This window comes from Marinobacter sp. AN1, from assembly GCF_026013985.1.
In the GTDB taxonomy this organism is placed as follows: domain Bacteria; phylum Pseudomonadota; class Gammaproteobacteria; order Pseudomonadales; family Oleiphilaceae; genus Marinobacter; species Marinobacter segnicrescens.
The window spans coordinates 1,638,078-1,664,463 of record NZ_CP110342.1; the positions used below are offsets into that span (position 1 = coordinate 1,638,078).

The 26,386-nt window shown below is 59.4% G+C and carries 23 protein-coding genes; 16 read left to right on the forward strand and 7 right to left on the reverse strand.

The window, feature by feature from the left end:
- The first annotated feature begins 63 nt into the window (after nt 1-63).
- From LJ360_RS07500 to LJ360_RS07540, 9 genes are all read left to right on the forward strand, one after another.
- Nucleotides 64-2,679: a TRAP transporter permease gene (locus LJ360_RS07500; protein WP_264995751.1), complete on the forward strand. Its 2,616-nt coding sequence runs from the start codon at nt 64-66 to the stop codon at nt 2,677-2,679.
- 109 nt (nt 2,680-2,788) lie between these two features.
- A complete protein-coding gene (thrS, locus tag LJ360_RS07505) occupies nt 2,789-4,714 on the forward strand; it encodes a threonine--tRNA ligase (RefSeq protein WP_091849456.1) in 1,926 nt (641 codons plus the stop codon).
- Nucleotides 4,711-5,256, forward strand: a complete 546-nt coding sequence (gene infC / locus LJ360_RS07510; protein ID WP_091849458.1) for a translation initiation factor IF-3 — start codon at nt 4,711-4,713, stop codon at nt 5,254-5,256. The genes thrS and infC overlap by 4 nt, the downstream gene beginning before the upstream one ends.
- 96 nt (nt 5,257-5,352) lie before the next feature.
- Nucleotides 5,353-5,544: a 50S ribosomal protein L35 gene (gene rpmI, locus LJ360_RS07515; RefSeq protein ID WP_091849460.1), complete on the forward strand. Its 192-nt coding sequence runs from the start codon at nt 5,353-5,355 to the stop codon at nt 5,542-5,544.
- Nucleotides 5,545-5,572: 28 nt separating this feature from the next.
- The gene (gene rplT, locus LJ360_RS07520; RefSeq protein ID WP_091849462.1) at nt 5,573-5,926 is read left to right on the forward strand and encodes a 50S ribosomal protein L20; all 354 of its coding nucleotides are present in this window, start codon (nt 5,573-5,575) and stop codon (nt 5,924-5,926) included.
- A 131-nt stretch (nt 5,927-6,057) separates the two neighbouring features.
- Nucleotides 6,058-7,056 (forward strand): phenylalanine--tRNA ligase subunit alpha, encoded by a 999-nt coding sequence (pheS, locus tag LJ360_RS07525; RefSeq protein ID WP_091849464.1) that lies wholly within the window; start codon nt 6,058-6,060, stop codon nt 7,054-7,056.
- 31 nt (nt 7,057-7,087) lie between these two features.
- Nucleotides 7,088-9,460 carry a phenylalanine--tRNA ligase subunit beta gene (gene pheT, locus LJ360_RS07530; protein WP_264995752.1) on the forward strand — a complete coding sequence of 791 codons (2,373 nt, stop codon included), beginning with the start codon at nt 7,088-7,090 and terminating at the stop codon, nt 9,458-9,460.
- Nucleotides 9,461-9,462: 2 nt separating this feature from the next.
- Nucleotides 9,463-9,765 carry an integration host factor subunit alpha gene (gene ihfA / locus LJ360_RS07535; RefSeq protein WP_091849468.1) on the forward strand — a complete coding sequence of 101 codons (303 nt, stop codon included), beginning with the start codon at nt 9,463-9,465 and terminating at the stop codon, nt 9,763-9,765.
- Nucleotides 9,746-10,111, forward strand: a complete 366-nt coding sequence (locus tag LJ360_RS07540; protein WP_091849470.1) for a MerR family transcriptional regulator — start codon at nt 9,746-9,748, stop codon at nt 10,109-10,111. Before ihfA ends, LJ360_RS07540 begins: the two co-directional genes overlap by 20 nt.
- Before the next feature lie 124 nt (nt 10,112-10,235).
- On the opposite strand, the gene LJ360_RS07545 is transcribed toward LJ360_RS07540, so the two are convergent.
- Nucleotides 10,236-11,255 (reverse strand): CNNM domain-containing protein, encoded by a 1,020-nt coding sequence (locus LJ360_RS07545; RefSeq protein WP_091849472.1) that lies wholly within the window; start codon nt 11,253-11,255, stop codon nt 10,236-10,238.
- A 139-nt stretch (nt 11,256-11,394) separates the two neighbouring features.
- Here LJ360_RS07545 and djlA point away from each other — a divergent pair, with 139 nt between their 5' ends.
- From djlA to LJ360_RS07565, 4 genes are all read left to right on the forward strand, one after another.
- On the forward strand, nt 11,395-12,174 hold the full coding sequence (gene djlA / locus LJ360_RS07550) for a co-chaperone DjlA (RefSeq protein ID WP_091849474.1): 780 nt from the start codon (nt 11,395-11,397) through the stop codon (nt 12,172-12,174).
- A 158-nt stretch (nt 12,175-12,332) separates the two neighbouring features.
- Nucleotides 12,333-13,523 (forward strand): TAXI family TRAP transporter solute-binding subunit, encoded by a 1,191-nt coding sequence (locus LJ360_RS07555; RefSeq protein ID WP_218144781.1) that lies wholly within the window; start codon nt 12,333-12,335, stop codon nt 13,521-13,523.
- Between the two features lie 189 nt (nt 13,524-13,712).
- Complete coding sequence (locus LJ360_RS07560) at nt 13,713-14,906, forward strand: TAXI family TRAP transporter solute-binding subunit (RefSeq protein WP_091849478.1); 1,194 nt, start codon at nt 13,713-13,715, stop codon at nt 14,904-14,906.
- A 92-nt stretch (nt 14,907-14,998) separates the two neighbouring features.
- A complete protein-coding gene (locus LJ360_RS07565; protein WP_091849480.1) occupies nt 14,999-16,936 on the forward strand; it encodes a TRAP transporter permease in 1,938 nt (645 codons plus the stop codon).
- A gap of 141 nt (nt 16,937-17,077) precedes the next feature.
- On the opposite strand, the gene LJ360_RS07570 is transcribed toward LJ360_RS07565, so the two are convergent.
- Nucleotides 17,078-17,773, reverse strand: a complete 696-nt coding sequence (locus LJ360_RS07570; protein ID WP_091849482.1) for a TetR/AcrR family transcriptional regulator — start codon at nt 17,771-17,773, stop codon at nt 17,078-17,080.
- A 206-nt stretch (nt 17,774-17,979) separates the two neighbouring features.
- Here LJ360_RS07570 and LJ360_RS07575 point away from each other — a divergent pair, with 206 nt between their 5' ends.
- Complete coding sequence (locus tag LJ360_RS07575) at nt 17,980-19,164, forward strand: TAXI family TRAP transporter solute-binding subunit (RefSeq protein ID WP_091849484.1); 1,185 nt, start codon at nt 17,980-17,982, stop codon at nt 19,162-19,164.
- 95 nt (nt 19,165-19,259) lie between these two features.
- Here LJ360_RS07575 and LJ360_RS07580 read toward each other — a convergent pair whose 3' ends face one another.
- The 5 genes from LJ360_RS07580 to LJ360_RS07600 all read right to left on the reverse strand — a co-directional run bounded on the left by LJ360_RS07580 (nt 19,260) and on the right by LJ360_RS07600 (nt 24,605).
- The gene (locus LJ360_RS07580; RefSeq protein ID WP_091849486.1) at nt 19,260-21,008 is read right to left on the reverse strand and encodes an ArnT family glycosyltransferase; all 1,749 of its coding nucleotides are present in this window, start codon (nt 21,006-21,008) and stop codon (nt 19,260-19,262) included.
- A complete protein-coding gene (locus LJ360_RS07585; protein WP_091849488.1) occupies nt 21,005-21,688 on the reverse strand; it encodes a TVP38/TMEM64 family protein in 684 nt (227 codons plus the stop codon). Before LJ360_RS07585 ends, LJ360_RS07580 begins: the two co-directional genes overlap by 4 nt.
- Nucleotide 21,689: 1 nt before the next feature.
- A complete protein-coding gene (locus LJ360_RS07590; RefSeq protein ID WP_091849490.1) occupies nt 21,690-22,436 on the reverse strand; it encodes a glycosyltransferase family 2 protein in 747 nt (248 codons plus the stop codon).
- Between the two features lie 91 nt (nt 22,437-22,527).
- On the reverse strand, nt 22,528-23,922 hold the full coding sequence (locus LJ360_RS07595) for an ATP-binding protein (RefSeq protein WP_091849492.1): 1,395 nt from the start codon (nt 23,920-23,922) through the stop codon (nt 22,528-22,530).
- On the reverse strand, nt 23,913-24,605 hold the full coding sequence (locus LJ360_RS07600) for a response regulator transcription factor (protein ID WP_264995753.1): 693 nt from the start codon (nt 24,603-24,605) through the stop codon (nt 23,913-23,915). Before LJ360_RS07600 ends, LJ360_RS07595 begins: the two co-directional genes overlap by 10 nt.
- A 135-nt stretch (nt 24,606-24,740) precedes the next feature.
- Here LJ360_RS07600 and LJ360_RS07605 point away from each other — a divergent pair, with 135 nt between their 5' ends.
- Nucleotides 24,741-25,460 carry a thermostable hemolysin gene (locus tag LJ360_RS07605; RefSeq protein WP_091849496.1) on the forward strand — a complete coding sequence of 240 codons (720 nt, stop codon included), beginning with the start codon at nt 24,741-24,743 and terminating at the stop codon, nt 25,458-25,460.
- Nucleotides 25,444-26,385: an AMP-binding protein gene (locus LJ360_RS07610; RefSeq protein ID WP_264995754.1), complete on the forward strand. Its 942-nt coding sequence runs from the start codon at nt 25,444-25,446 to the stop codon at nt 26,383-26,385. The genes LJ360_RS07605 and LJ360_RS07610 overlap by 17 nt, the downstream gene beginning before the upstream one ends.
- The last annotated feature ends 1 nt before the right edge of the window (nt 26,386 follow it).

The window sequence follows — 26,386 nt, forward strand, 5'->3', positions numbered from 1 at the left end:
CGCCGGGGGTTCTGCCTCCGGCGGTTTTTGTCTGAACCGTGAAATTCCGATGGAACCGGCCCCATGACCAACCGCGATCCCTCCGCGCCCGATAACGTTGACGTCTCGAAGATCCACGAAGTAATGCAGACGGAAACCGGGGGCAGGGCGCTGACCGGGCCGGCGTCTGTCCTGCTTTTTATTGTTCCGCTGGTATGGTCGCTGTTCCAGCTATGGATCGCCTCGCCGCTGCCATACATCGTCAATTTTGGCATCCTCAATTCCACTGAGGCCCGCTCCATCCACCTGGCCTTCGCGACGTTCCTGGCATTCACCGCGTTCCCCATGTTCCGGGGCCGCCACGACACCCATATCCCCTGGTTCGACTGGATACTGGCGCTCGCCGCTTCTTTCTCAGCGGCCTATCTGTTCCTGTTCTATGACCAGCTCTCTGAGCGCCCGGGTGCGCCCATCACCCAGGATCTGGTCGTTGCCCTGGGCGGCCTGGTGCTGTTGCTGGAAGCCACCCGGCGGGCGCTGGGGCTCCCCCTGACGGTGGTGGCCGCGGTATTCATTACCTATTCCCTCGCTGGGCCCTGGATGCCGGATGTGATTGCCCACAAGGGAGCAAGCCTTAACAAGCTGGCTTCCCATCAATGGTTGGGTACCGAGGGGGTCTTCGGCGTTGCGCTCGGGGTCTCCACCACCTTCGTGTTTCTCTTCGTTCTGTTCGGCGCCCTGCTGGAGAAGGCCGGTGCCGGTAATTACTTTATCAAGGTGGCCTATGCGCTCCTGGGGCACATGCGCGGTGGGCCGGCCAAGGCAGCTGTGGTCTCCAGCGGTCTCTCCGGCGTTATTTCTGGCTCATCGATTGCCAACGTCGTCACCACCGGCACCTTTACCATCCCGCTGATGAAGCGCGTGGGCTTCCCGGCCACCAAGTCCGGTGCGGTTGAGGTTGCCGCCTCCACCAACGGCCAGCTGACGCCCCCGATTATGGGTGCTGCCGCCTTCCTGATGGTGGAGTACGTGGGCATCTCCTACCTGGAGGTGATCAAGCACGCCATACTGCCAGCGCTCATCTCCTACGTGGCACTGATCTACATTGTCCACCTGGAAGCCTGCAAGCTGGGTATGAAGGGCATCGAGCGCCTGAACAAGCCGACCCTGGCCCAGCGCATGCTCACCTGGGTGGTGTTGTTGCTTGGCCTGATCATCCTCAGCTTCGCGGTCTATTATGGTATTGGCTGGACCAAGACCTTGTTGGGGGATGCGGCCGTCTGGGTGCTCGGGCCCCTCTTGCTGGTCGTCTACATGGCCCTGGTGGCCTATGCCGCGAAATTCCCACCCCTGGAGGTGGACGACGGCAGTACAGACATGACCCAGTTGCCGGAGGTTGCGCCAACCGTAAAAACCGGCCTTTACTACCTGTTGCCGGTGGTCGTGCTGGTCTGGTGTCTCACCGTTGAGCGTTTCTCGCCCCAGCTGTCCGCTTTCTGGGCCACTCTGTTCATGGTGTTTATCGTGTTGACCCAACGACCCTTGCTGGCGTTCTTCCGCAAGCACGAAGGTATCGGGAAATCCATTTATCAGGGCTGGTCAGAGCTGTTACACGCCTTTGCTACCGGCGGTCGCAACATGGTGGGTATCGGTGTGGCTACGGCAACGGCGGGTATCGTGGTCGGTACGGTAACCCTGACCGGTATCGGGCTGGTGATGACCGAGTTTGTCGAGTTCATATCTGGCGGCAACCTGATGCTGATGCTGATATTCACCGCCCTGATCAGCCTGCTGCTGGGCATGGGGTTGCCCACCACCGCCAACTACATCGTGGTTTCTACCCTGATGGCGCCGGTTATCGTTACCCTGGGCGCAGAGAACGGCTTGCTGGTGCCGCTGATCGCCGTCCACCTGTTTGTGTTCTATTTCGGTATCCTGGCAGATGACACGCCACCGGTGGGGTTGGCCGCCTATGCAGCGGCGGCGATATCCGGGGCAGACCCTATCCGTACCGGTATCCAGGGCTTCGCCTACGACATCCGCACGGCTGTTCTACCGTTCATGTTTATCTTCAATACCCAGTTGCTGTTGATTGGACTGACCGGCCCCCTGGACCTGGTGAGCACTATCGTCAGTGCCGTGGTGGCTATTCTCGCGTTCTCGGCGGCGACCCAGGGCTACTGGCTGACCCGAAGCCATAAGTGGGAGTCGGCGCTGCTGATTCTCATCGCGTTCACCCTGTTCCGTCCGGGTTTCTGGTGGGATCGAATTTATCCGGAATATGCCGAGCAACCCGGTGCTCAAATCGTCGACCAGATCGAGGTGTTGGCGGAAGATCCCGAGGTTGACTATGTCGTGTTGCAGGTCACCCTCCTGGATATCTCCGGTGACGAGCGCTCCACCTGGATGCAGCTGCCGATTGCGGAAGGCGGGACGCCGGAAGAGCGACTGATGAGTATGGGTATTGAGGGCAGCCCGGATGGTGATCGTTATACCGTCGACTTCATCGGTTTCGACAGTCCGGCAGAGAGAGCCGGGCTGGAGTTCGGCTCGACCATTGACGTGGTCCGGGTCCCGCAGGAACGACCGCCAAGGGAGTTAGTGTACATTCCTGCGCTGGCCCTGCTGGCGCTGCTGGGCTGGCTGCAGGTGCGCCGTCGCCGTAAGGAAAATCCGTCAGAGACGGCGCCAGCCACCTGACAGGCCAGCGAAAACCCTGTTAAACTCCGCACCGTTCGAGCCGCACTGGTAGCGCGGCTCCCGTTAACACGTGGTCTTTGGTACGGATCACCGCTGAGAGGAGTTTCCCATGCCCGTAGTGACCCTGCCTGACGGCAGCCATCGCAGTTTTCCCAATCCCGTCACTGTTCATGACGTGGCCGCCGATATCGGCGCCGGCCTCGCCAAGGCTGCGCTTGCCGGGCGCGTAAATGGCAAGTTGGTGGACACCAGCTACGAGATCGACCAGGACACAGACCTGGCCATCGTCACTGACCGCGACGAGGATGGTGTTGATATCATTCGCCATTCCACCGCACACCTGCTGGCCATGGCCGTCAAGGAGCTGTTCCCCGAAGCCCAGGTTACCATCGGGCCGGTCATCGACAACGGCTTCTACTACGACTTCAAGTTCGACCGTCCCTTCACCAACGAAGACCTGGAGCGGATCGAAAAGCGCATGGAAGAACTGGCGAAACAGGATATCCCGGTATCGCGCTCGGTCCTGTCGCGGGAAGAGGCGGTCAAGCTGTTCCACGAAATGGGGGAAGAGTACAAGGTCCGCATTATCGAAGACATTCCCGGTGATGAAGACCTCTCGTTCTACCGCCAGGGCGACTTCATCGACTTGTGCCGTGGTCCCCACGTACCGAGCACCGGCAAGCTCAAGGCCTTCAAGCTGACCAAGGTGGCTGGCGCTTACTGGCGGGGCGACACGGGCAACGAGCAGTTGCAGCGTGTTTATGGTACCGCCTGGGGCAACAAGAAAGAGCTCAAGGCCTACCTGCAGCGTCTGGAAGAGGCTGAAAAACGCGACCACCGCAAGATTGGCAAGAAGCTGGGCCTTTTCCATATGCAGGAAGAGGCTCCGGGCATGGTGTTCTGGCATCCGGACGGCTGGGCCCTGTACCAGGAAGTCGAGCAGTACATGCGAGCAATGCAGCGTCGCCACGGCTACCAGGAGATCAAGACGCCCCAGGTGGTCGCCCGCACCCTTTGGGAGAAGTCCGGTCACTGGGACAAGTTCAAGGACGACATGTTTACCACCGAGTCGGAAAAACATGACTTCGCCATCAAGCCCATGAACTGTCCCTGTCATATCCAGGTGTTTAACCAGGGTCTGAAGAGCTACAAGGACCTGCCCCTGCGGCTGGCGGAATTCGGTTCGTGCCACCGCAATGAGGCGTCGGGGGCTTTGCACGGTATTATGCGGGTGAGGGGGTTCACCCAGGATGACGCGCACATCTTCTGTGAGGAAGATGCCATTCAGGACGAAGTGTCTGCCTTTATCGGTATGCTGCACGAGGTTTATGCGGACTTCGGCTTTGACCAGATCCTGTACAAGCTCTCCACCCGGCCGGAAAAACGTGTCGGCTCTGACGAAGTCTGGGACAAGGCAGAGGCCGCCCTCGAGCAGGCGCTGAACCGCGAAGGCGTGGACTGGGAGTTGCTGCCGGGCGAGGGTGCCTTCTACGGGCCGAAGATTGAATTCTCCCTGAAGGACTGCATCGGCCGGGTATGGCAGTGTGGTACCATTCAGGTGGATTTCTCCATGCCGGGCCGTCTCGGTGCCCAGTATGTGGCCGACAATTCAGAGCGCCGGACACCGGTCATGCTGCACCGCGCGGTGCTGGGTTCCTTCGAGCGTTTCATTGGTATCCTGATCGAGGAATACGAGGGTGCCTTCCCCACCTGGTTGGCACCCACCCAGGTGGCCATCCTCAATATCACCGATCGCCAGGCAGAATATTGCGAGAATCTGGCGAAAAAGTGGCAGGATGCGGGTTATCGGGTAAATGCTGACTTGAGAAACGAGAAGATCGGCTTTAAAATCCGCGAGCATACTTTAAACAAGGTTCCGTATCTTGTCGTAATCGGCGATAAGGAAGTCGAGAACGGCGCCGTTGCGGTGAGAACCCGCAAAGGGGAAGATCTCGGAACCATGACGCCGGAAGCGTTCGAGGCTCTGCTGGCAGCAGAGGTCGCGCGTAAAGGCAGAACCAAGACGGAGAACTGATTATCAAACAGCGAGCGAATCGGGGTGGTCGCGCACCACGCGCACCTATTAACGAGAACATTGACGCTACAGAAGTGCGCCTTATTGATGCCGAAGGCAATCAGGTTGGCATTGTGTCGATCGAAGATGCCCTGAAGCAGGCAGAAGAGGCAACTCTGGACCTTGTTCAGGTTACGGATTCCGATCCGATCGTCTGTAAGATAATGGACTACGGCAAGAAGGTCTTCGAAGAGAAGAAGGCCAAGGCTGCTGCCAAGAAAAAGCAGAAGCAGGTCCAGATCAAAGAAGTGAAATTCAGGCCAGGGACGGAAGAAGGGGATTATCAGGTCAAACTACGCAACCTGATACGTTTCCTTGAGAACGGGGATCGCGGCAAAATCACTATCCGCTTCCGCGGCCGTGAGATGGCACACCAGGAAATCGGTATGCAACTCATGAACCGTATCGAAAAAGATATTGAGGAGCTGGCCCAGGTAGAGCAACGGCCCAAGATGGAAGGCCGCCAGATGACCATGGTTGTATCGCCCCGTAAAAAGAAGTGATCCCGAACACCAGGCAGGTCCCCCGCGCTGGCGGGGGATTTGTCGTTCAGGAACACATTTCATTTGATTGAAAAACAGAATGCGGAGTTTTAAGAAATGTCCAAGATGAAAACCAAGAGCGGGGCGGCCAAGCGCTTCAAGAAGACCGCCACCGGCTTTAAGCATAAGCAGTCCTTCACCAGTCATATCCTGACCAAGAAGAGTCCGAAGCGTAAGCGTCAGCTGCGTGGCACCAAGATGATTGCCAAGTCGGACGTTGCTTCCATCAAGCGTATGATCGCCAGTTAATCAACCGGTCTGGAGAAGGAAATAGTTTATGGCACGTGTTAAGCGTGGCGTGATTGCACGCCGTCGTCACAAGAAGATTCTGAAGCAGGCCAAGGGTTACTACGGTGCCCGTAGCCGTGTTTTCCGGGTAGCCAAGCAGGCGGTCATCAAGGCGCATCAGTATGCCTACCGTGACCGTCGTAACCGCAAGCGCGCTTTCCGCGCCCTGTGGATCTCCCGGATCAACGCCGGCGCCCGCGCCAACGGCCTGTCATACAGCCGTCTGATCGCTGGCCTGAAGAAGGCGGAAGTGGAAATCGATCGCAAGGTTCTGGCCGACCTGGCCATGAACGAGCAGCAGGCGTTTGCTGCTGTTGTGGAGAAGGCCAAAGCGGCGCTCTGATTACTTCGCCCCCCGGGCGAGTATCGATCGACGGATAACTGCGGCTGCAGTTATCCCTGACAGGGGAAGGGCGCGCTCTTCCCCTGTTTTTGTTTTTATAGCCCCAATATTCTGGTTTGGAGCAGGCACTGATGGAAAACCTGGAGCAACTTGTTCAGGACGGGCTTACTGCAGTCAAGAACGCGGACAGTTTGCAGACACTGGATCAAATCCGGGTGGAATACCTGGGCAAGAAAGGGGTAATCACCCAACAGGCGAAGACCCTTGGCAAACTGAGCCCGGAAGAGCGTCCTGCCGCCGGCCAGAAGATCAATGAGGCCAAGGGTCAGGTTGAGGAAGCCATCAACGCCCGCCGCGCCAGCCTCGAAGAAGCCGCTATCGCTGACCGGCTGGCCCGGGAGTCCATCGACGTGACCCTGCCGGGCCGTGGCCAGGACCTGGGTGGCCTGCACCCGGTAACCCGCACCCTCCAGCGAATTGAGCAGTTTTTCGGCAATGCCGGCTACTCCGTAGAGCAGGGGCCGGAGATCGAAGACGACTACCATAACTTCGAAGCACTCAATATTCCGGGACATCATCCAGCCCGGGCCATGCACGATACCTTCTACTTCAACCCGGGCACGTTGCTGCGCACGCACACCTCTCCGGTACAAATCCGTACCATGGAAGCGGGTAAACCACCGTTCCGGATGATCTGTCCCGGCCGCGTCTACCGGTGTGACTCGGACATGACCCACACCCCCATGTTCCACCAGGTGGAAGGTCTGCTGGTGGAGCGCAACGTGAGCTTTGCCGACCTCAAGAGCACTATCGAGGAATTCCTGCGGGTCTTTTTCGAGCGGGACCTGCAAGTGCGGTTCCGTCCTTCCTACTTTCCGTTCACCGAGCCCTCCGCCGAGGTGGATATAGAGTGGGGCCGGGAAGAGGACGGCAGCATCAAGTGGCTTGAGGTGATGGGTTGCGGCATGGTGCACCCGAAAGTGTTCGATTACTGCGGCATCGACGCCGAGGAATACCGTGGTTTTGCCTTTGGCCTGGGGGTAGAGCGCCTGGCCATGCTCCGTTACGGGGTCAACGACCTGCGGATGTTCTTCGACAACGACCTGCGCTTCCTGCGCCAGTTCCGTTAATTCCAGATCGCATCAGGACAAGGCATTTAACATGAAATTCAGTGAAAAGTGGCTGCGCGAGTGGGTCAACCCGGCTATTGGCACCCAGGAACTGATGGACCAGATCACCATGGCGGGTCTGGAAGTGGACGGTTTCGAGCCCGTAGCAGGGGAATTTACCGGGGTAATCGTTGGTGAAGTACGCTCTGTGGCACCGCACCCGGACGCTGATAAGTTGCGGGTCTGCCAGGTAGCTGGTGGCGATGAGGTCGTACAGGTTGTCTGCGGCGCCCCTAACGTCCGGGAAGGCCTCAAGGTCCCGTTTGCGGTTGTGGGCGCTGTATTGCCAGGAAATTTCCGGATCAAGGCGGCCAAGCTGCGTGGCCAGCCTTCCAATGGCATGCTTTGCTCCGAGTCTGAACTGGGCCTGTCAGAGGACCATGGAGGGCTGATGGAGCTGCCTGCCGAGGCGCCAACAGGGCAGGACCTCTGTGACTACCTGGGCCTGAACGACATCACCATTGATGTGGACCTGACCCCTAACCGGGCAGACTGCCTGTCCCTGCGCGGCCTGGCGCGGGAAGTGGGCGTACTGACCGGTGAGTCCGTCAACGAGCCAGAGCTGCATCCGGTGCCAGCCACCCATGACGAGAAACCACAGGTGACCGTCGAAGCACCGGCCGCCTGCCCCCGTTATCTGGGGCGGGTTATTCGCAACGTTGATCTCTCCGTAGACACCCCCCTGTGGATGGTGGAAAAGTTGCGCCGCAGCGGCATCCGATCCATTGATCCGGCTGTGGACATTACCAACTACGTGATGCTGGAACTGGGCCAGCCGCTGCATGCCTTTGACCGGGCCGAGATCGACGGCGGTATCGTGGTACGCATGGCCCACCAGGATGAGGAACTGGTGCTGCTGGATGGTCAGACCGTCAAGCTTACCTCCGACACCCTGGTTATTGCAGATCATCAAAAACCCCTCGCCATCGCCGGCGTGATGGGTGGAGAGCATTCCGGTGTCACTGAAAAGACCCGTGACCTGGTGCTGGAATCTGCCTGGTTTGAGCCGGTGGCCCTGGCCGGCAAGGCCCGTGAATATGGCCTGCATACCGACGCCTCCCATCGCTTCGAGCGGGGTGTTGATTATGAGCTGGCCCGTACCGCCATGGAACGGGCCACTGCCTTGCTGCTGGAAATCACCGGCGGCGAGCCTGGCGAGATTGTTGACGTGGTCAGCGAGGCGCACCTGCCGGATGCTCCCAGGGTAACCCTGCGAGCTGAGCGTCTGGCCGGCGTACTGGGTATGACCATTGACGCGTCGCGGGTTGAAGACATCCTGACCCGTCTGGGTCTGGACATTATTGACCAGGCCGGGGACCGCTGGACCGTGCGGGTGCCCAGCTACCGTCCGGACATCAGTATCGAGGAAGATCTGATTGAGGAAGTTGGTCGCATCTACGGCTACAACAACCTCCCGGTGACCGAGCCGTTTGGTTCCCTGGCCATGCGCCCTCGGCAAGAGGCCGTTCGGCCGCTGTCAGCTGTGCGCGATTTCTTCGTGGCCAATGGCTACCAGGAGGCCATCACCTATAGCTTTGTTGATCCGAAGGTACAGGCGATCCTGGACCCGGCGCGTGACGGCATCGCCCTGGCAAACCCGATCTCGGCGGACCTGGCGGTAATGCGCACAACGCTATGGAGCGGGCTGGTAAAGACGCTGGAGTACAACCAGAAGCGCCAGCAGCCCCGTATTCGCCTGTTCGAATCCGGTCTGAGGTTTGTGAAAGACGGCGAGCAGATCGACCAGCAGCCCATGCTCGCTGGCATTGTGACTGGCAACCAGCTGCCTGAGAATTGGGCAAACGGTCGCCGCCAGGCCGATTTCTTCGACGTGAAAGGGGAGCTGGAAGCCCTGTTCAGCCTGCTCGGGGTTGAGGTTCGTTTCACCGCTGGAGAGCACCCGGCCCTGCACCCCGGCCAGTGCGCGCAGCTATTCCTTGGGGATCAGCCAGTTGGCTGGTTGGGTGCCATGCATCCGCTGGTGCAGAAAAAACTGGATCTGGATGGCACGATCCTGATGTTTGAGCTATTCTTGAATCCTATCGTTTCCGGATATGTGCCTAATTTCAAAGAATTTTCAAAATACCCTGAAGTTCGCCGTGATTTGGCTATTATTATCGGAAATGAGATTGCGTTTGCAGACGTAGACCGGGTTGTCCGCAACAATGCCGGAGAGCGCCTGAACGCGCTGCGTGCGTTTGATGTCTATGAAGGCGAAAAGCCGGGTGAAGGCAAGCGAAGTCTGGCCCTGAGCCTCTTCTGGCAGCATCCCGAGCGCACACTCAATGATGATGAAGTGCATGAGCTGTTCGACGGGGTCATCCAGGCCCTGCAGAGCGAGCTGGGAGCGACACTGAGGAGTTGATAATGGCGGCTTTGACGAAAGCGGAAATGGCAGAAAGGCTGTACGAGGAACTGGGCCTGAACAAACGCGAAGCCAAGGAAATGGTCGAGGCTTTTTTCGACGAAATCAGAGACGCACTCAGCCATAACGAGCAGGTAAAGTTGTCAGGTTTTGGCAACTTTGACCTGCGGGACAAGAAGCAACGTCCGGGACGGAACCCGAAAACGGGTGAGGAAATCCCCATCAGCGCACGCCGTGTGGTGACCTTCCGGCCAGGCCAGAAACTCAAGCAAAAAGTAGAGACCTATGCTGGAAGCCAGTCATAACAACGAGCTGCCGGTTATTCCCGGCAAGCGCTACTTCACCATCGGTGAAGTGGCGGACCTGTGCCAGGTAAAGGCCCATGTGCTGCGGTACTGGGAGCAGGAGTTTCCTCAGTTATCGCCGGTCAAGCGCCGGGGTAACCGACGCTATTACCAGCGTGCCGACGTCATCACTATTCGGCAGATTCGCAGCCTGCTGTATGACCAGGGCTATACCATTGGTGGTGCCAAGCAGAAGCTGAACGGTGAGGAAATCAAGGAAGATACCAGCCAGTACAGGCAGCTGATCCGTCAGATGATCACTGAACTCGAAGATGTGCTGGATGTGCTGAACTCGCCGGTCCGTTAATGCTGGATACGGATCAGTTAGCCAAAAAAAACCGGCCTGGGGTTCCAGGCCGGTTTTTTATTGATGGAGCCTATGTAGCCACAAAGGCTGTTTGATTCTGTCAGATTGTTCGGTGAGCCGAGGGTTACTGACGGCGCTGACGAAGCTTGCGACTCCAGCGTTGCTTGGCATACCGGCGCAGGTTGGAGACATTATCGGTCTCATCCATGATCTCGGTGCCCAGCAGGGTTTCCAGGATGTCTTCCAGTGTCACTATACCCAGCCATGTGCCCAACTCGTCGTATACGATGGCCATGTGCTGACGTTCCCGGAGCATCTCGGAGAACAGGAATTCGATATTCGTGCTGGCTTTGACCCGTTTGATCGGCCGGATGTTATCCATCAGCGCAGCATCGGAGGCCAGGTTGATAACGTCAGCCTTATGGATATAGCCCAGCGCTTCCCCTTCTTCGTCCAGCACCGGAAAGCGCGAGAAGGGCGTTGTTCTGACCTTTTGCAGAAACTCGTCGAGCGTCGTCTCCGGTGAAATCACCTTGCACACGGTACGCGGTGTCATCACGGCACTGACTTTGATCTCGTGGAAGCGCAGCACGTTCTGGATAATTCGTCGCTCGTCCTCGTCCAGGGCTTGCTGGTCACGCCCGATTTCCGCCAGGGCGCTGATTTCTCCACGAATGTCGGTTTCGTCTTCGCCAGACGTCAGCCGGCGGGTGACCAGCTTGGACAGCCAGACAAAGGGGAGCAGGGCTTTTACCAGGAACCCGAGAGTCGCCGGTAGTGCAGGGGCGATATTGCGCCAGTAGCGGGCACCAATGGTTTTGGGAATGATCTCGGACAGTATCAGGATCGCCAGTGTCATGGCTGCAGACGCAGCGCCCAGCCAGGCTTCGCCAAAAACCACGGCAACCTGGGCGCCGACGCCAGTGGCGCCGGCGGTATGGGCGATGGTGTTCAGGGTCAGGATGGCCGACAGGGGGTCATCGATTTCATCCTTGAGTTTGCGCAGCCGTTTGAAAAGCTCGGGCCTGTCCTTCCGAAGCGAGGCTATATAGCTTGGAGTAACTGACAGCAGTGACGCTTCAAGAATGGAACAGAGGAAGGAAAAACCGATGGAAATTACGGCAAACAGGATGAGAAGTGTCATGGGGTCCCGAGTTGGATGAATACTTCCGGATGTTATCGCGGCCGGTTGAACTTGTGAAGCGTCCGGATTACCGGTCGCCGGGAGAAATGGAAACAAAAACGGTATAGTGCAGAAAAGTCTTTTGCCGGGAAGGATATCCATGCTGTTTGCCATATTACTGGGTGCTGCGATTGGTTACGCGTTTGGTCGTTTGCCGGGCCTGATCATCGGTGGCGCCGTGGGAGCGTTTCTTTTCAAACGCCTGAAAAAGAAAGTCGTTGGCCGACTCCAGGACATGCAGAGTGGGTTTGTGGAATCGGTCTTCGCCGTCATGGGCGCTGTGAGCAAGGCCGACGGGGTGGTTACCCGCGATGAGATCCGCATGGCGGAGACCATGTTTGATCGCTTTCACCTGAATGCCAGCCAGCGGGAGACCGCCAAGGCCGCCTTCAATCGGGGCAAGGCCGGGGATTTTGACCTGGACGCGGAGCTGCAACGTTTCCGGCGGGTCTGTGCCGGCCAGTCAGCCCTGCTGCAGATGTTCCTGCAGGTGCAGGTGTCAGCGGTAGCCGCCGATGGTGAGGTGCACCCCGCCGAACACGAGATGCTGGTGCGCATTGCCCGGGGGCTGGGCCTGCCAGAGAGCCTGGTGGAGCAACTGGAGGCCACGCTGCGAAGCGCCAAGGCGGGTGCGTCGGGCGCTTCGAGATACTCCACCGGCCAGCAGATTGACGATGCCTACAAGACCCTCGGGGTGAGTCCGTCAGCCAGTGATGCTGAACTCAAACGGGCTTATCGCAAGCTGATGAGCGAAAACCATCCGGACAAACTGGCCGGCCGGGGCCTGCCAGAGAGCATGCGGGAGATGGCTGAAGAGCGCACCCGGGAAATCAGCCATGCCTACGATGTGGTCAAGGAAGCCCGCAAAAAGAGTGCCTGAGTGCCGGGTCCAACTGATTTGCATTGAAACCGGGTGTAAAAGTGTATTACTTATTGACCGTCTAATAGTGATCCTCTAGCTTGATGAGGGTGGGAGGTTTGCCAACACGCCGTCCCCGCCTCGATACAAGAAAAATCATTAGCGGAGATCCTATGAAAATGTCACCAAGAGCCCCCCGTTCATTGCTTTCCCTTGCCTGCGCCATGGCTATCGGCGTTTCGGTGGGTGTGGCCAAGGCCGAAGAGTATGACCTGCCCCGGTTGCTGGTGATCGGAACGCCGGGCACCTCCAGCGGCAGCTTTGCTTCCACCAATGGCTGGGCCCCGATCCTCAAGGAACAGCTGGGGACCAACTCCCGCGTTGTGCCGGAGGACAGCGAACCCCAACGCTACAGGCGGCTGACCGAACGGCGCGACATCAACATGAGTTCCGTGTCCTCAGCGGAAATGCGCTTCCAGGTTGAGGGTATCGGTGCCTATGCCGGCATGGAGCCGGTCCCGCAACGTATGCTCTGGCACCACAACGATACCCCCTGGGGATTCGTGGTTTCCGGCGATTCCGACATTGAAACCATGGATGACCTGAAAAAAGGCGGAGTGCGGGTCGCCCAGGGCGCGTTTTCGCCCCCCATGACGACGGCGGTCCAGCAAGCCTTGCCGGCCTACCTTGGCATGACGGAGGAGGAGGCCAGTGAAAAACTGGAGTTTGTTCCCGCCAGCAGTTATGTGGAGAACTGCCGGTCCGTAGTAGAAGGTAAGGCGGATGTGGCTTATTGCGCCACCATCAGCTCGGTTCTCTCGGAAATGGAGGGGGCACCCGGTGGCATTCGTTGGCTGAACATGGATATCGATAACAAGGAGGCTTGGGCGGGCTTCCTGGAACACCGGCCGATGGTTGTGCCTACCACGATCACCATGGGCGTCAGCACCGCCAAGGGGGTTGATGGCCTGGCGTCCAACTTCGTCTATGCGGTGCCGGCCGATGTGGATGACGCCTTCGCCTATAGCCTGGCAAAGTGGTTCCATCAAAGCTTTGACGACTACAAGGGCACGCACCCACTTGCAACACGCATGGATGTGGACATCTTCCGGGACTATCTTGACCGCTCACCGATCCCGGTTCATGAAGGCACGGTTCGCTACCTGAAAGAAATTGATGTGTGGACAGAGGAAGACGACGCCTGGAACAACGAGGCCATTAAAAAGATGGATGCCTGGATAGAAGCCCGCAAGGCTGCTCTCGCAGAGGCCAGGGAGCAAGGCGTGGAGATCAGCCATAATAACGAGGACTTTATGGCGATTTACCGCAAACACACCGAAGGCCTGGAAGGTTTCCGTTCACGACTCTGATTCCGGTTCTGTCCTGAAAAGCCGTTGGCGCTGGACAAGCGCCAGCGGCTTTTTCGTTTAAGAGCATCCGCTCGCAGGATTTATTCGTCCGATCCTTAGTGATACTCTAGCCTGACACTTGTCAGGATTTGGCTCGCCTGTTGTTATCGCAGGATAACAACGTGTAATAACTATCAATGAGGTTGGTTAATGACGAATTTTTCCCCCGCTCGTTCCTTGCTTTCCGTGGCTGCGGCCGTCTCACTTAGCGTGTCCGCTACGGTGGCCCAGGCTGAGGACTATGACCTGCCACGGCTGCTGGTTATCGGCACCCCTGGCACTTCCAGTGGCAGCTTCGCTTCCACCAATGGCTGGGCCCCGGTACTGAAAGACCAGACCGGCTCCAATGCCCGGATCGTTCCGGAAGACAGCGAAGCCCAGCGTTATCGCCGCCTGACCGACCGTCGCGATATCAACATCAGTTCTGTGGCTTCTGCTGAGATCCGTTCCCAGACTGAGGGTGTTGGCGCCTATGCCGGTATCAAGCCCGTTGCCCAGCGGGTGATCTGGCACCATAACGATACGCCCTGGGGCTTCGTGGTATCCGGTGAGTCTGACCTGGAGTCCATGGAAGACCTCAAGCGGGACGGTATCCGGGTAGCCGTGGGTGCCTTTTCCCCACCCATGATCACCGCCGCCCGCAAGGCGCTGCCAGCCTACCTGGGCCTGTCCGAGGAAGAAGCGGAAGAAATGATCACCTTTGTGCCGGCCAGCAGCTACGTGGAGAACTGCCGTTCCGTCGTTGAAGGTAAGGCAGACGTGGCCTACTGCGCTACTGTCAGCTCGGTGCTTGCAGAAATGGAAGGCGCTCCCGGTGGCATCCGCTGGCTGGATATGGACCAGAGCAACACGGAAGCATGGGATGCCTATCTTGCCCATCGCCCGATGACCGTGCCGGTCACCATCAATATGGGTGTCAGCACTGCGAAGGGTGTGGGTGGTCTCACCTCCAACTTCCTGTACGCGGTACCGGCGGACGCCGATGATGAGTTTGCCTATGACATGGCGAAGTGGTTCCACAAGGCCTACGACGACTACAAGGGCTCGCATCCGCTTTCCAGTCGTATGTCCATGGAAGTATTCCGGGACTACCTGGACACCTCACCGCTGCCGGTCCACGAGGGTACGGTTCGTTACCTGAAGGAAATCGGCGAATGGACCGAAGAGGACGACGCCTGGAACCAGGCGGCTATCGAGAAGATGGACGCGTGGATCGAAGCCCGCGCAGCAGCCATGGCAGAGGCCCGGGACAAGCGCATCGCCCCGGACCAGAACAATGAGGAATACATGGCCATCTTCAGGAAGCACACAGAGGGCCTGGAAGGCTTCCGCACACGCCTTTAACCAGGCTGGTAGGAACCAGGGCGGATTATGGTTGCCGCCCTGGTCCACCTCTGCGACTATCTCCTCACAATTAACACAAGAAACCGACTCCTATGACTCAATCGACATCGCCGGAACAGGCCCCTGCGGCCCTTCCGGAAGCCGAGCCGGAAGTTACGCGGCTTGGCCATCTGTTTTCATGGCAGAGTATTACCTTTGTCGTGCTCAGCATTCTCGGACTGCTGGGTGGTCTGGCCTATATTTTCGGCTTCACCTGGGACGGTCAGCGCCTGCTTGAGGGCGAGTACTACTGGGTGTTCATCGGGTTGTTCTCGGCTGCTGCCTTCATTGCCCTGCCGGCCCGTAGAGGCCAGACGAAGGTACCTTTCTATGACGTGATTGCTGCGATCGTGGTCATCGCCGTCAGTTTCTACTTTGCCACCAACGCCTGGGACATGGTGCAGGCCGGGTGGAGCAACCTCTACCTTGGGGTAGTGGTCTGGCTGCTGATGATGGAGCTGGCACGTCGTAGTGGGGGCATTCCGTTCCTGCTGGTGGTCGTGCTGTTGGGCCTGTATCCGTTGGTCGCCGATTATTTCCCCGGCCTGCTGATGGGTATTCCCTACCAGTTTGAATACATGATCGAAGCCCACGTTTTCCGGGCGGAAGGCATGATGGGCATTACCACCAAGATCGTGGCTGAAATCATCCTGGGCTTCCTGGTGTTCGCCGGGGTGCTGCTGGCCACGGGTGCGGGTGGTTTCTTCATTGACCTGGCCAACGCCAGTTTCGGTCGCTACCGGGGTGGTCCGGCCAAGGTGGCGGTGGTTGCGAGTGGCTTTATGGGCAGCCTGTCCGGCTCTGTGTTCTCCAACATTGCCGGTACCGGTTCCATCACCATCCCGACCATGAAGAGGGTGGGCTATCCGAACCATTACGCGGGTGCGATCGAAGCCTGTGCCTCCATGGGTGGGGCGGTCATGCCGCCGGTTATGGGTGCCATTGCCTTTGTTATGGCGATAACCATTGGCGTCGACTACGCCACCATCATGATCGCGGCCATCCTGCCGTCACTGCTGTTCTACTTCGGCCTGCTGTTGCAGGTGGATGCCTACGCGGCGCGCACCGGCATGAAGGGCTTGCCGAAAGAGCAACTTCCTTCGGCCCGCAGCGTCCTGAAGCGGGGCTGGCCGTATCTTTCGGTGATGGTCTTCCTGATCTGGGGCCTGCTGTACATGCGGTGGGAATATTACACCCCGTGGTACGCCTGTCTGCTAATGGTTGGCCTGTCCTTCCTGCAGAAAGACACCCGGCTGACTCCGCGGCGCATGTTTGACGCCCTCCGGCAAATCGGTGTGCTGGTCACCCAGACCGCTGCCATCATTTTGCCGATCGCGTTTGTAGTGAGCGCCCTGACCATCACCGGTGTGACCGGGTCGGTGACGTCAGGCCTGGTGAGCCTGGGTGGCGATAACCTTTACCTGATCCTGCTGTTCGGTGTACTGGCGTGTTTCATCATGGGTATGGCGGGACTGGCCATCGTGGCCTATATCTTCCTGGCGGTCACCCTGGCGCCGGCGATTATCGAGGTGGGTGGTCTGAATACCATCGCAGTACACTTCTTTATCGTCTACTACGCCATGCTGTCGGCTATTACACCGCCGGTCGGTGCGGCGGCGTTCCTGGCCGGCACGATTGCAGGTGCACCGCCCATGCGGACGTCGGTAACGGCCATGCGGCTGGGTGTGGTGATCTACTTCATCCCGCTGTTCTTCCTGTTCCAGCCGGCACTGGTGCTGCAGGGTGACCTGACGCCGCTGGTTTACGTGCTGCCGTCCATCGTGGTGGGTATAATGATGATTTCCGGCGGCCTGGAGGGGTGGATGCTCGGCGCTGGCAAGGTGCCGCACCTGTTGCGACTGCCATTGCTGGCGGTGGGCTTTGCCTTCAGCTTCCCGGGTTTCTGGACAACTATCATCAGCGGGGCACTGGCCGTGTTGCTGATTGGTTGGGTCTGGAAAGAAAACCGGGCCAATCCGTTACTGAACTGACCGACACCGGACACCGGTGCGCCTGCTGGCGTGCCGGTGTCTCCCTCTTCTAAAGACTCTCAACGCCCGCTAGTTCCCCACTTCTGTCAGAAGCAGCGCTGTGACCAGCCGAGCAGATCAGTCTTGTTCAGGCCGGGATTCTTACTGTTCCGGACTGTAACGGGCCAGGTTTTCGATCATCGCCACAATTGCTGCGGCCACCGTATCGGCTACCAGGTCGTTATCCAGGTCCTGGTGCAGCCAGTCCCTCAAAGGTCCAAAGCTGGCCATGAAGAGCACCAGGTTGGCCACCACCAGGGTACGGGGATCGTTCTCGGGAAGCTGGGTCAGATCCTCGATGCTTTCGGCCAGGCGGCTGATGAGCTGCTCGTCCCTTGCCCGCATGGTCTTGCGGTCTTCCTTGGTAAGGTGAGGCACGGTCCGGTACGCCAGGAGGGTGCCCTTGCGGCGCTTGCTCCAGAACTCCTTGAGGTAGAACGCAACGTTGTCCTGCAGGCTGTTCTCCGGGTGCTGCTCCAGCAGGTCCGGCAGTGACGGTGCGCCGGAGCGGAACCAGAGCCGGTTCAGCAAACGCCGCAGGATATCGTTCTTGTTGGAAATATAGTCGTAGATGCTGGCCTGGTTGACGCCGGAGCGGGCACAGATATCGCGGATTGTTGTCGATGCGAAACCTTTCTGGAGGAAAAGCTCCAATGCGGCGTCGCAGATCTGTTCCCGGCGTTTCTCGGCGAGGGAAGCGTTTCGCACGCCGGCGACCCGGGCTTCCAGTAGTTCGTTTTTCACGGGACGGGCAGGTTCAAGCCCGGAGCTATCCGGGGTGTGCTGTATTGGTTTCATCGTTATTGTTATGCCTGACAAATGTCAGCAAAGTGTAGCGCTACGGTCAGTGAATTGAAAAGTTTCTGTAAATCTCTGTGGATCAGGCCACAACAGGTTTTGCCGTTCGGGTTCAATCCCGGTAGTCTGACAAGTGTCAGGATCGCACAGATCGCAAATCCTGATCCAAGGGATGCTACAAAAACAACACACTCTGGAGAAACCCCATGAAGATTCCTTTCCTTCGCCCTGCCTTGCTGTCACTGGCGGTCACCGTCGGTGTCACCAGTGTCGCCCACGCCGAATATGAAGACCTGCCTCGCCTGCTGGTGATTGGTACACCCAGCACCCAGACCGGAAGCTTTGCTTCCACAAACGGCTGGGCTGCTGTTTACCAGGAGCAGACCGACAAGGCAGCCCGGGTGGTCCCCGAAGACAGTGAAATGCAGCGCTACCGTCGACTGGTGGAGCGTCAGGACATTGCCCTGAGCTCTGTATCCGGGGCGGAAATGCGGTACCAGCTGGAAGGCATCGACAGCTATGTCGCTGCGCCTGTGTCCGCACAACGGATGGTCTGGCACCACAATGATACCCCCTGGGGGTTTGTTGTATCTGGTGACTCCGACATTGAAACCATGGAAGACCTGAAAGCAGGTGGTGTGCGTGTGGCCCAGGGTGCCTTTTCCCCGGCCATGACGACCACGGTACGTAAGGGTATGCCTGCCTATCTCGGCATCAGCGAGGATGAGGCTGAAAACGTCTTCAATTACGCACCGGCCAGCAGCTATGCTGAAAACTGCCGCTCGGTGGTTGAGGGCAGGGCAGACGTTGCCTGGTGTGCACCGATCAGTTCCGTGCTGTCCGAGATGGAAGGTGCTCCGGGGGGTATTCGCTGGCTGAACATGGACGTGGACAACAAAGAGGCCTGGGAAGGTTTCCTCCAGTATTCACCGATGTCCATTCCTGCGACGATTCAGTTCGGGGTTAAAACCGCGGTTGGTGTTGATGGTCTGACCTCCAACTTCATCTATGCCACCCGTCCCGAAATGGACGCCGACACAGTGTATGCGCTGGTGAAGTGGCTGCATGAAAATTACGACGACTACAAGGGCTCCCACCCGTTGGCGACCCGGATGAGCCTGGACATGACCCTTAGCTACATGAAGAACTCGCCGATTCCCCTGCACGAAGGTACCGTTCGTTACCTGAAGGAAATCGGCAAGTGGAGCGACGAGGATGAGCAGCTCCGTCAGGAAGCCATCGAGCATATGGACCGCTGGGTTGAAGCCCGCAAGGCCGTTATGGAAGAGGCCCGCGAGAAGCGTATCACTCCGTCTGCCGATAATGAGGAGTTTGTGAAGCTGCACGAGAAGCACACCAAGGACCTGGAAGGGTTCAAGTCACGCCTGTAATAGCGAATGGTGTGTGTGAAGAAGGCTCCTGCGGGAGCCTTCTTCCGTTCTCAGGTTTAACCCGGCAGCGTCCCCGGTGACGCCAACCCGGGCTGTCAGTCCAGCCAGCGCGCCGGCCGGGGCGTAAAGAACCGTTTTGTGCTGGCAGGTGGTGCGCAATACCCCAGTCGATTGTCCGCTGACAGCACTATCCATGCATCCCGGTGAGCCACCCCGACATCAGTAGCCCCACGCGTGTCAAAGCAGGCAAGGTTTTCATCGCTGTCCACCAGCAGATACCGGTCGGCCCCTTCCCCCATCCATTGCCAGGCGTTTCGCTCCTGTTCCTGTGTCGAATCCAGGTAGCTGAAATGAGTGATGTCCAGCGGTGAGAACAGAATGAACTGCTCGGCAAAATCGATCAGGCCCAGCTGGGCGCCCTCCGGCAAGACCTCAGCGGTTTTGCGCATCACATTTTCAGGCGTACGGAAGGGTTCGGCGAGGCTATAGCCCCAGGTGCTGAAGAGCAGCCAGCTCACCATCAGCGCAGAGAACCACCGGTACAGGGAATCAGACCGGAAGAACATCGCCAGGGACACGAGCCAGACCAGGCCCAGGGTCAGTACAAAGGTGCCTGCCTGGTGCAGGTGGTCGGGGTTGCGGGTGTAGTCGCTGATCTTGTCCACCAGCGTCGGGTGATCGTTCCACGCCAGTATTCCCAGGGTGACAAGCACAATGCCAAGCAGACCGTGCAGACCTGTCAGTACCTTGCCCAGCCATCCTGCGCTGTCACTGTTGCGGACGATGACGGCCAGGGCCAGGGCGAACATGGGCAGGGCCGGCAGGATATAGACGCCCCGCTTACCCGGGCTGACGCTGAAGAAAGCCACGACGAGCATTACCCAGATCAGCAGCGTAAACACGACCCGGTGATGCCTGACGGCGGCCAGGGCAGGTCGCCAGTATGCCAGCAGTATCAGTGGCAAGGGGAACCAGAGGGACGGAATAGCATTACTGATGAAGTAATGCCAGGGCAGGATATGCCCCCAGGAATCTGCATACCGTTCCCCGGTCTGCTTGAACAGGATGTTGTCCCGGTAGGCATAGGCCGCCTCCGTACCGAGCTGTTCCACGCAGACCATCATGGGTAGCGCCCAGGCCGCCGCAACCACCAGCATGACCAGTGGACCCAACAGGCATCGCCATTTCAGGCTGTCGCGGAAGAACGCTCTGTCCTGTAGTGCGAGAATCAGGATGGGGACAAACATGAACAGGGGCAGGAAGCCGACGCCCTTGGTAATAATCCCCAGCCCCATGAAGCCCCACGCGGTGAAGTACCAACCCCAGGCGGGACGTTCGAAGAAATGACGAAGCAGTCCATAGCAGGCAACGGTAATCCAGCAGGCCACCATGGCATCGATCTGGGCGTTCTTTGCCTGGATCAGGAATTGCGGTGCCAGCAACAGGAAGAAGCCGGCTATCAGGGCGGTGCGATGGTCTGCGAGCCGGCGCCCGAGATCCAGTACCAGCCCCAGGGTCAGCAGGCCACAGAGTGCATTGGGCAGGAGGAAGGCAACCTTGAGGTTGCCGGTAATCCAGTAAAAGAAAGCAATGACCCACATGAAAACTGGTGGCTTGTCCGGATAGAACTCGCCCCCACGCATGGGAATCAGCCACTGGCCGGAATCGACCATTTCCCGGGCCACCTCGGCGAATCTCGGTTCATCCGCCGGCCAGGGGGACCGCAGTCCGATACCCGTGAAAACAACGATCGCGGCGAACCCCATCAAAAGCAGGATCTGAACATTTGGGGTCAGGGCAATAATCCGGTTCCTGATCACATCAGGCAGGGCGGCTGCAATCATCGGTCAGTCTGCGCGGTGAGGTGGTTGATCGTGGTTGATAGTTGTCGGTTCCGGTGGTTACGGAAAAGGACCAGTCCCAGACCCGCTGCGATAACAAACATCACCAAACCCAGCGCCAGCTGGAGTTCGCTGGCCCGCCCGAACCCGGCGCCGACCAGTGCAAAGACAACCATCTGTGGCAGGTAACCGATGATACTGCCGCCGGCAAAGGGAACCAGCCGGATATCGGAGCTGCCTGCAAGGAGGTTGGTGACCAGGTTGCTTCCCACGGGCATCAACCGGATCAACAAAACCTTCAGGAATGGGTTGTCGCGGGTCAGGTTGTCGAAAGATGCCAGCCGGGACCTGGCCTGGCGTTTCAGTGAGGGGCGCAGGAACCATCGGGCCACGTAGAAACACCCCACTGCGCCGGCGAGGGTAATAGTCGTGCTGTAGAGTGCTCCCCAGGCAGGCCCCAGGGCAAAGCCGCTGGCAAAGGCCAGTAACTGACGAGGGCCGCCGAACCCGGTAAGGATCAGGCCAGACAGGCTGATCAACGCTATGTCTGCAATATTGCCGTCCACCAGTCTGTGACGGAACGCAGTCTGGTCGGCAACCACATCCAGCCAGCCAAGCCGGATCGCTGCGATACCGGCTGCGGTGATCGCCAGGAAAATGACAAACCGGGCCCAGCGGCGCACGTCAGGCCCTTCCCTCGAAAACCTGGTCTACGATCTCCGGCACCGGATAACGATGCAGCAGCCAGAACACACCGAACAGGTCGGCGATGCCCACCCAGGCACGGTTCCAGGCAGAGTATTTGGAAACACCCGCCTGCCTTGGCCGGTGGTGGACATCCACCACCCGTATGTCGCCGCCCATCCCCCGGATGAGTGCCGGCAGGAAGCGGTGAATGTGATCAAACCAGGGCAGCTTGGTGAAGGTGGCTTTGGGGAACAGTTTCAGCCCACAACCGGTGTCCGGCACGCCGTCCCGCAGAATCGCATTGCGAACACGGTTGGCCAGTCGTGACTGGAACCGCTTCCAGGCCGTGTCCCTTCGGTCCTTGCGGTAGCCGGCAATGCAGAAGTCGGCCTTGTTCACCGTGGCAGCCTGTTGCAGCAGCAGCGGGATATCGGCCGGGTCATTCTGGCCGTCACCGTCCATGGTGATGATCCAGGGGAAACGGGCGGCGTCTATCCCGGAACGCAGTGCGCCGCTCTGCCCAATGCTGGTGCGATGACGGATGCCCTGGAATGGACAGCCCAGCGTGGCGGCGGCAGTGCGTGCGGTTTCCAGTGTCTGGTCCTCACTGCCGTCATCTACCAGCACAATCTCGAAGTCGTGGTAATGGTGCAGGACGGCATGGATTTCCCGGAACAGGCTGGCAATATTGCCGGCTTCATCCTTCGCGGGAATCACGATGGATACGGATGTTTCGGTGGGCATCGCGGCTACCTCGGTACAGGCGACGTTGGAAAAACGGGGACTGGCCCGCAGCCAGCCAACGTCATAATGAGGTATCAGCCTTAAGACAAGCTTAAGCCGGCGTGCGAACCGGCAGCCAGATATTGACGCACAGTCCCTGTTGGCCGTCTGGTCGGTCCTCAAGGATCAGCGCACCACCGTGGAGCTCGGCAATGCGACGGGAAATGGCCAGGCCGAGCCCGGCTCCCGAGCCAAGGCGCTGGTCCAGTCGTCCGAAGCGCCCCAGGGCCTTGTCCCGGTGATCAGCCGGTATGCCGGGCCCCTGGTCACAGATCCGTATGCAGAAGCCGTCGCCATCGGCCGAAAGCTGTGTGTCTATCCGGGTATTTTCGGGACTGTACTGTATGGCGTTGGCCAGCAGAGACCGCATCAACGTGTTGAGCAAGGCCGCCTGGCCACTGACCATGGCTTGGCCGATCGAGTCTTCCAGGGACGGTTCGATGCCCTTGCGCAGGGCCAGGGGAGAAACATCGGCAATACTCTGGGCAACAATGTCCGACAGGTTGACATACTCGGGACTGAACCCGACACCGGCGTCTACCCGGCTCAGCAACAGCATCTGTTCCACCAGGTGCCCCATCCGGTCCACGGCGGCCGTCAGTTCCCGGAACTTTGCCGGGTCCGTGGCTTCCAGCTTTTCCAGGTTCAGACGCAACGCGGTCAGGGGGGTTCGCAGCTCATGGGCGGCGTCGGCGGAAAAGCGCCGTTCCCGATCGAGGGCATCATCCAGGCGCTCCAGCAAACCGTTGACCGCCATCACCAGCCCGCTGACTTCTCGCGGAGCGTGTTGGGTATTGAGGGGGTGTATCCGCTCAGGGGCCATGTGTCTCACCGGCTGCTCCAGCTTTCGCAGGGGCCGGAAGCCCAGCTGGATGGCAACGGCAACAGCCAAAACCAGCAGAGGCAGGGCGATCAGCAAGGGGAAAATATTGCCCATGGCCAGTTGCTGGCTGAGCTCCTGGCGAATGTCCTCCCGCTGTGCAGTGCGTATCCAGTAGCCGGTCTGTGGGTCCTGCAAGGTGAACGTACGCCACTGGAACCCGGTGGCTTCTGCCCAGGCGTAGCCAGGCTTCAGCGCCAGGTCATCGTTGGCGGCGAGGGTGTCCAGCAGGGGGGTACCCTCCGGGGTCCAGACCTCGAAGGCCAGTTTTTTCTCGTATTTGTGGCCGGTGCCGTCCGGGAGCACTTCGTCATAGTCTCCCTCATCCAGCGCCCCCTCGGGCAATTGCAGGGTTTGCTGGAGAATGCCCGACAGTTGCTCCGGAGACCCGGTGCTGGCCAGGTGGTGCACCAGGCCCTGGATAACCCGGGTGCTCTGTGCCAGCTCGGCATCGAACAGCTCTTCCAGTTCATGGTTACTTTCGATATAGCTCCAGGCAGCGGCAACTGCCGCAATCAGCATGACAGTGGAGGCAACCAGGGCGATCAGCGTACGGGTCAGGGACATGGGGCGGTTCCGCAACTTTGGGCCTCCTGGCTGTCCAGCAGGTAACCGACGCCACGAATGGTTCGAATCACCGATTTCCCCAGGCGCCGCCGCAGATGGTGGATATGCACCTCCAGGGCGTTGCTTTCCACGCCCTGGTCCCAGCCGTAAAGCTGCTCTTCAAGCCGGCGTCGGGTGGCTACCTGGTCCGGGTGCCGCATCAGGTAATGGAGGATCTGCAATTCGCTGCGGGGCAAGGTGATCACCTGGTCACCGAAGGTCAGCTGGCCCGAGTCCGGGTTCAGGTGCAACGTGCCGACGGTCATGCCAACGCTCGGGGATGCACTGCCCCGGCGGGTGACCGCACGGATGCGGGCCTTAAGCTCGGCCATGGCGAAGGGCTTGGTGAGGTAATCATCGGCTCCGGCGTCCAGGCCCTGGAGTTTCTCTTCCAGGTCAGAGCGGGCTGTCAGGATAATGACCGGGGTCAGCACACCCGCACTGCGACTGCGAGCCAGCACATCCAGTCCGTCCAGTCGGGGCAGTGTCAGGTCGAGGATGGCCAGGTCGAAATGTTCGTCACTGAGGGCATGGAGGGCCTGCTGGCCATCGTCAAGCCAATCCACGGTGTGCTGATCCTCCCGCAACATGGCGAGCATGGTGTCGGCCAGCATGTGGTCGTCTTCCACAAGGAGAATGCGCATGGAGCCATCCTTATCTGATTCACCGACACATTCTGGCACAGAAATCTTAAGGGCTTCTTAAGAAAACCCCTTGTTTTCTTTAAGGCGGGGTTAAGGCTGCTCCCCTAATGTCTCGGGGTAACAGGGAGATAGCCTATGAATGACCCTCTGATCATGCCCACCAGCCTGGACCTCTCCTCCGATGAGGTGACGCCTGTGGTGCGCTGTGGCCAGTACGGATTGTGCCAGGTCCGTTGCGACACTGAAGCCGCCCCGCGGGTAACCGACTTTATACAACGCCGGTTCCTGCAGGCCTATGGGGCCCGTCCTGATCTGCGGCCGCTGCCGCTGATGGTGCTGGTCAATGCCCATGGCACCTTGCTGGCTGCCGTCGGCGTACGTGAGGCAGCTTCGGAACGCTTGTTCCTTGAAGATTACCTTGACCAACCCGTGGAACGCGCCTTGCCGGCACCGGGCGGCTGTCGCGATAGCATCATGGAAATTGCTCACCTTGCTGGTGTCGAGGCCGGAGTCAGTCGCCTGCTGTTTGCGGCGATGGCGCTCTGGCTTGAGCAGCGCAGGCTGCACTGGGTGGTCTGCACTGGCACAGACCAATTGCGTAACGGGTTTCAGCGCATGGGTATTCGGGTGGCGGATCTTGGCAGCGCGAGGCCGGAGCGGCTGGCGGACGGGGGGGATGGCTGGGGATGTTACTACCGGCACAACCCGAGAGTCATGGCCATGAATGTCCCCGCGGGCCTGGCCGGCCTGCGTGCCCGGGGCCTGATGGACAAGGTGGCGCTGGCCTCCGGGGTGGAACCGGAGACTGCGGAGAAATCCCGATGTGCGGAGGGTCGTTATGGCTACATTGCCTGAGCGTTTGCAGGCGGCCGCTGAGGCCCACCCGGATCGACTGGCTCTGGTGGCTGGTGACCGAGATTTCACCTACCGGCAGCTGCTGGAGTCCGCTGAGGAGCTTGCTGCCGTACTGAGGCAGCGTGGGCTGCAACGCATTGGCCTTTGTGGCGACAACGCCCCGGCCTGGGTGGTGGCCGACCTGGCCTGCCTGTTGGCTGATGTGGTTTGCGTTCCTGTGCCTGTGTTCTTTTCTGAAGCCCAGACAGAACACCTGGTCACCACCGCCGGGCTGCAGGCGCTGCTATGGTCGGATGAAGCCCCGGGTCGGGAGCCCCTGGGCGAGGGCGCCTGGATCGATCGCCTGGGTGATAACCCGGCTCGCGCTCCGCTGCCGTCAGGGACCGCAAAAGTCACCTTTACCTCCGGTAGTACCGGCACCCCCAAGGGTGTCTGTCTCTCCCAGGCCCAGGTACTGGCAACCGTCGACGCCCTGCGCGAACGGCTGACCCCGGTGGGCCCTGCCCGGCATTTGTGCATCCTGCCCCTGGCAACCCTGCTGGAGAACATTGCCGGGGTGTATCTGCCACTGCTGATGGGCGCGGCTGTCCGGGTAGAACCCCTGGCCCTGGTCGGGCTCACAGGCAGCAGTGGCGTTGACCCCCGGGGCCTGATTGGTGCCCTGAACCGCTGGCAGCCCGAATCCCTCATCCTGGTGCCGGAATTGGCCCGACTTCTGGTGCAGGCTGCCGATGCAGGGCTGCTGAAAACGGACCATTTCCGTTTCCTCGCCGTGGGAGGCGGGAAGGTTGCACCGGATCTGCTGAAGCGTGGCCGGGCGCTCGGGCTGCCCCTGTATGAAGGTTATGGCCTGTCGGAATGTGGCTCGGTGGTGGCCCTGAATACACCCGGTGATGACCGGATCGGCTTCGGGGGCCGGCCCTGAA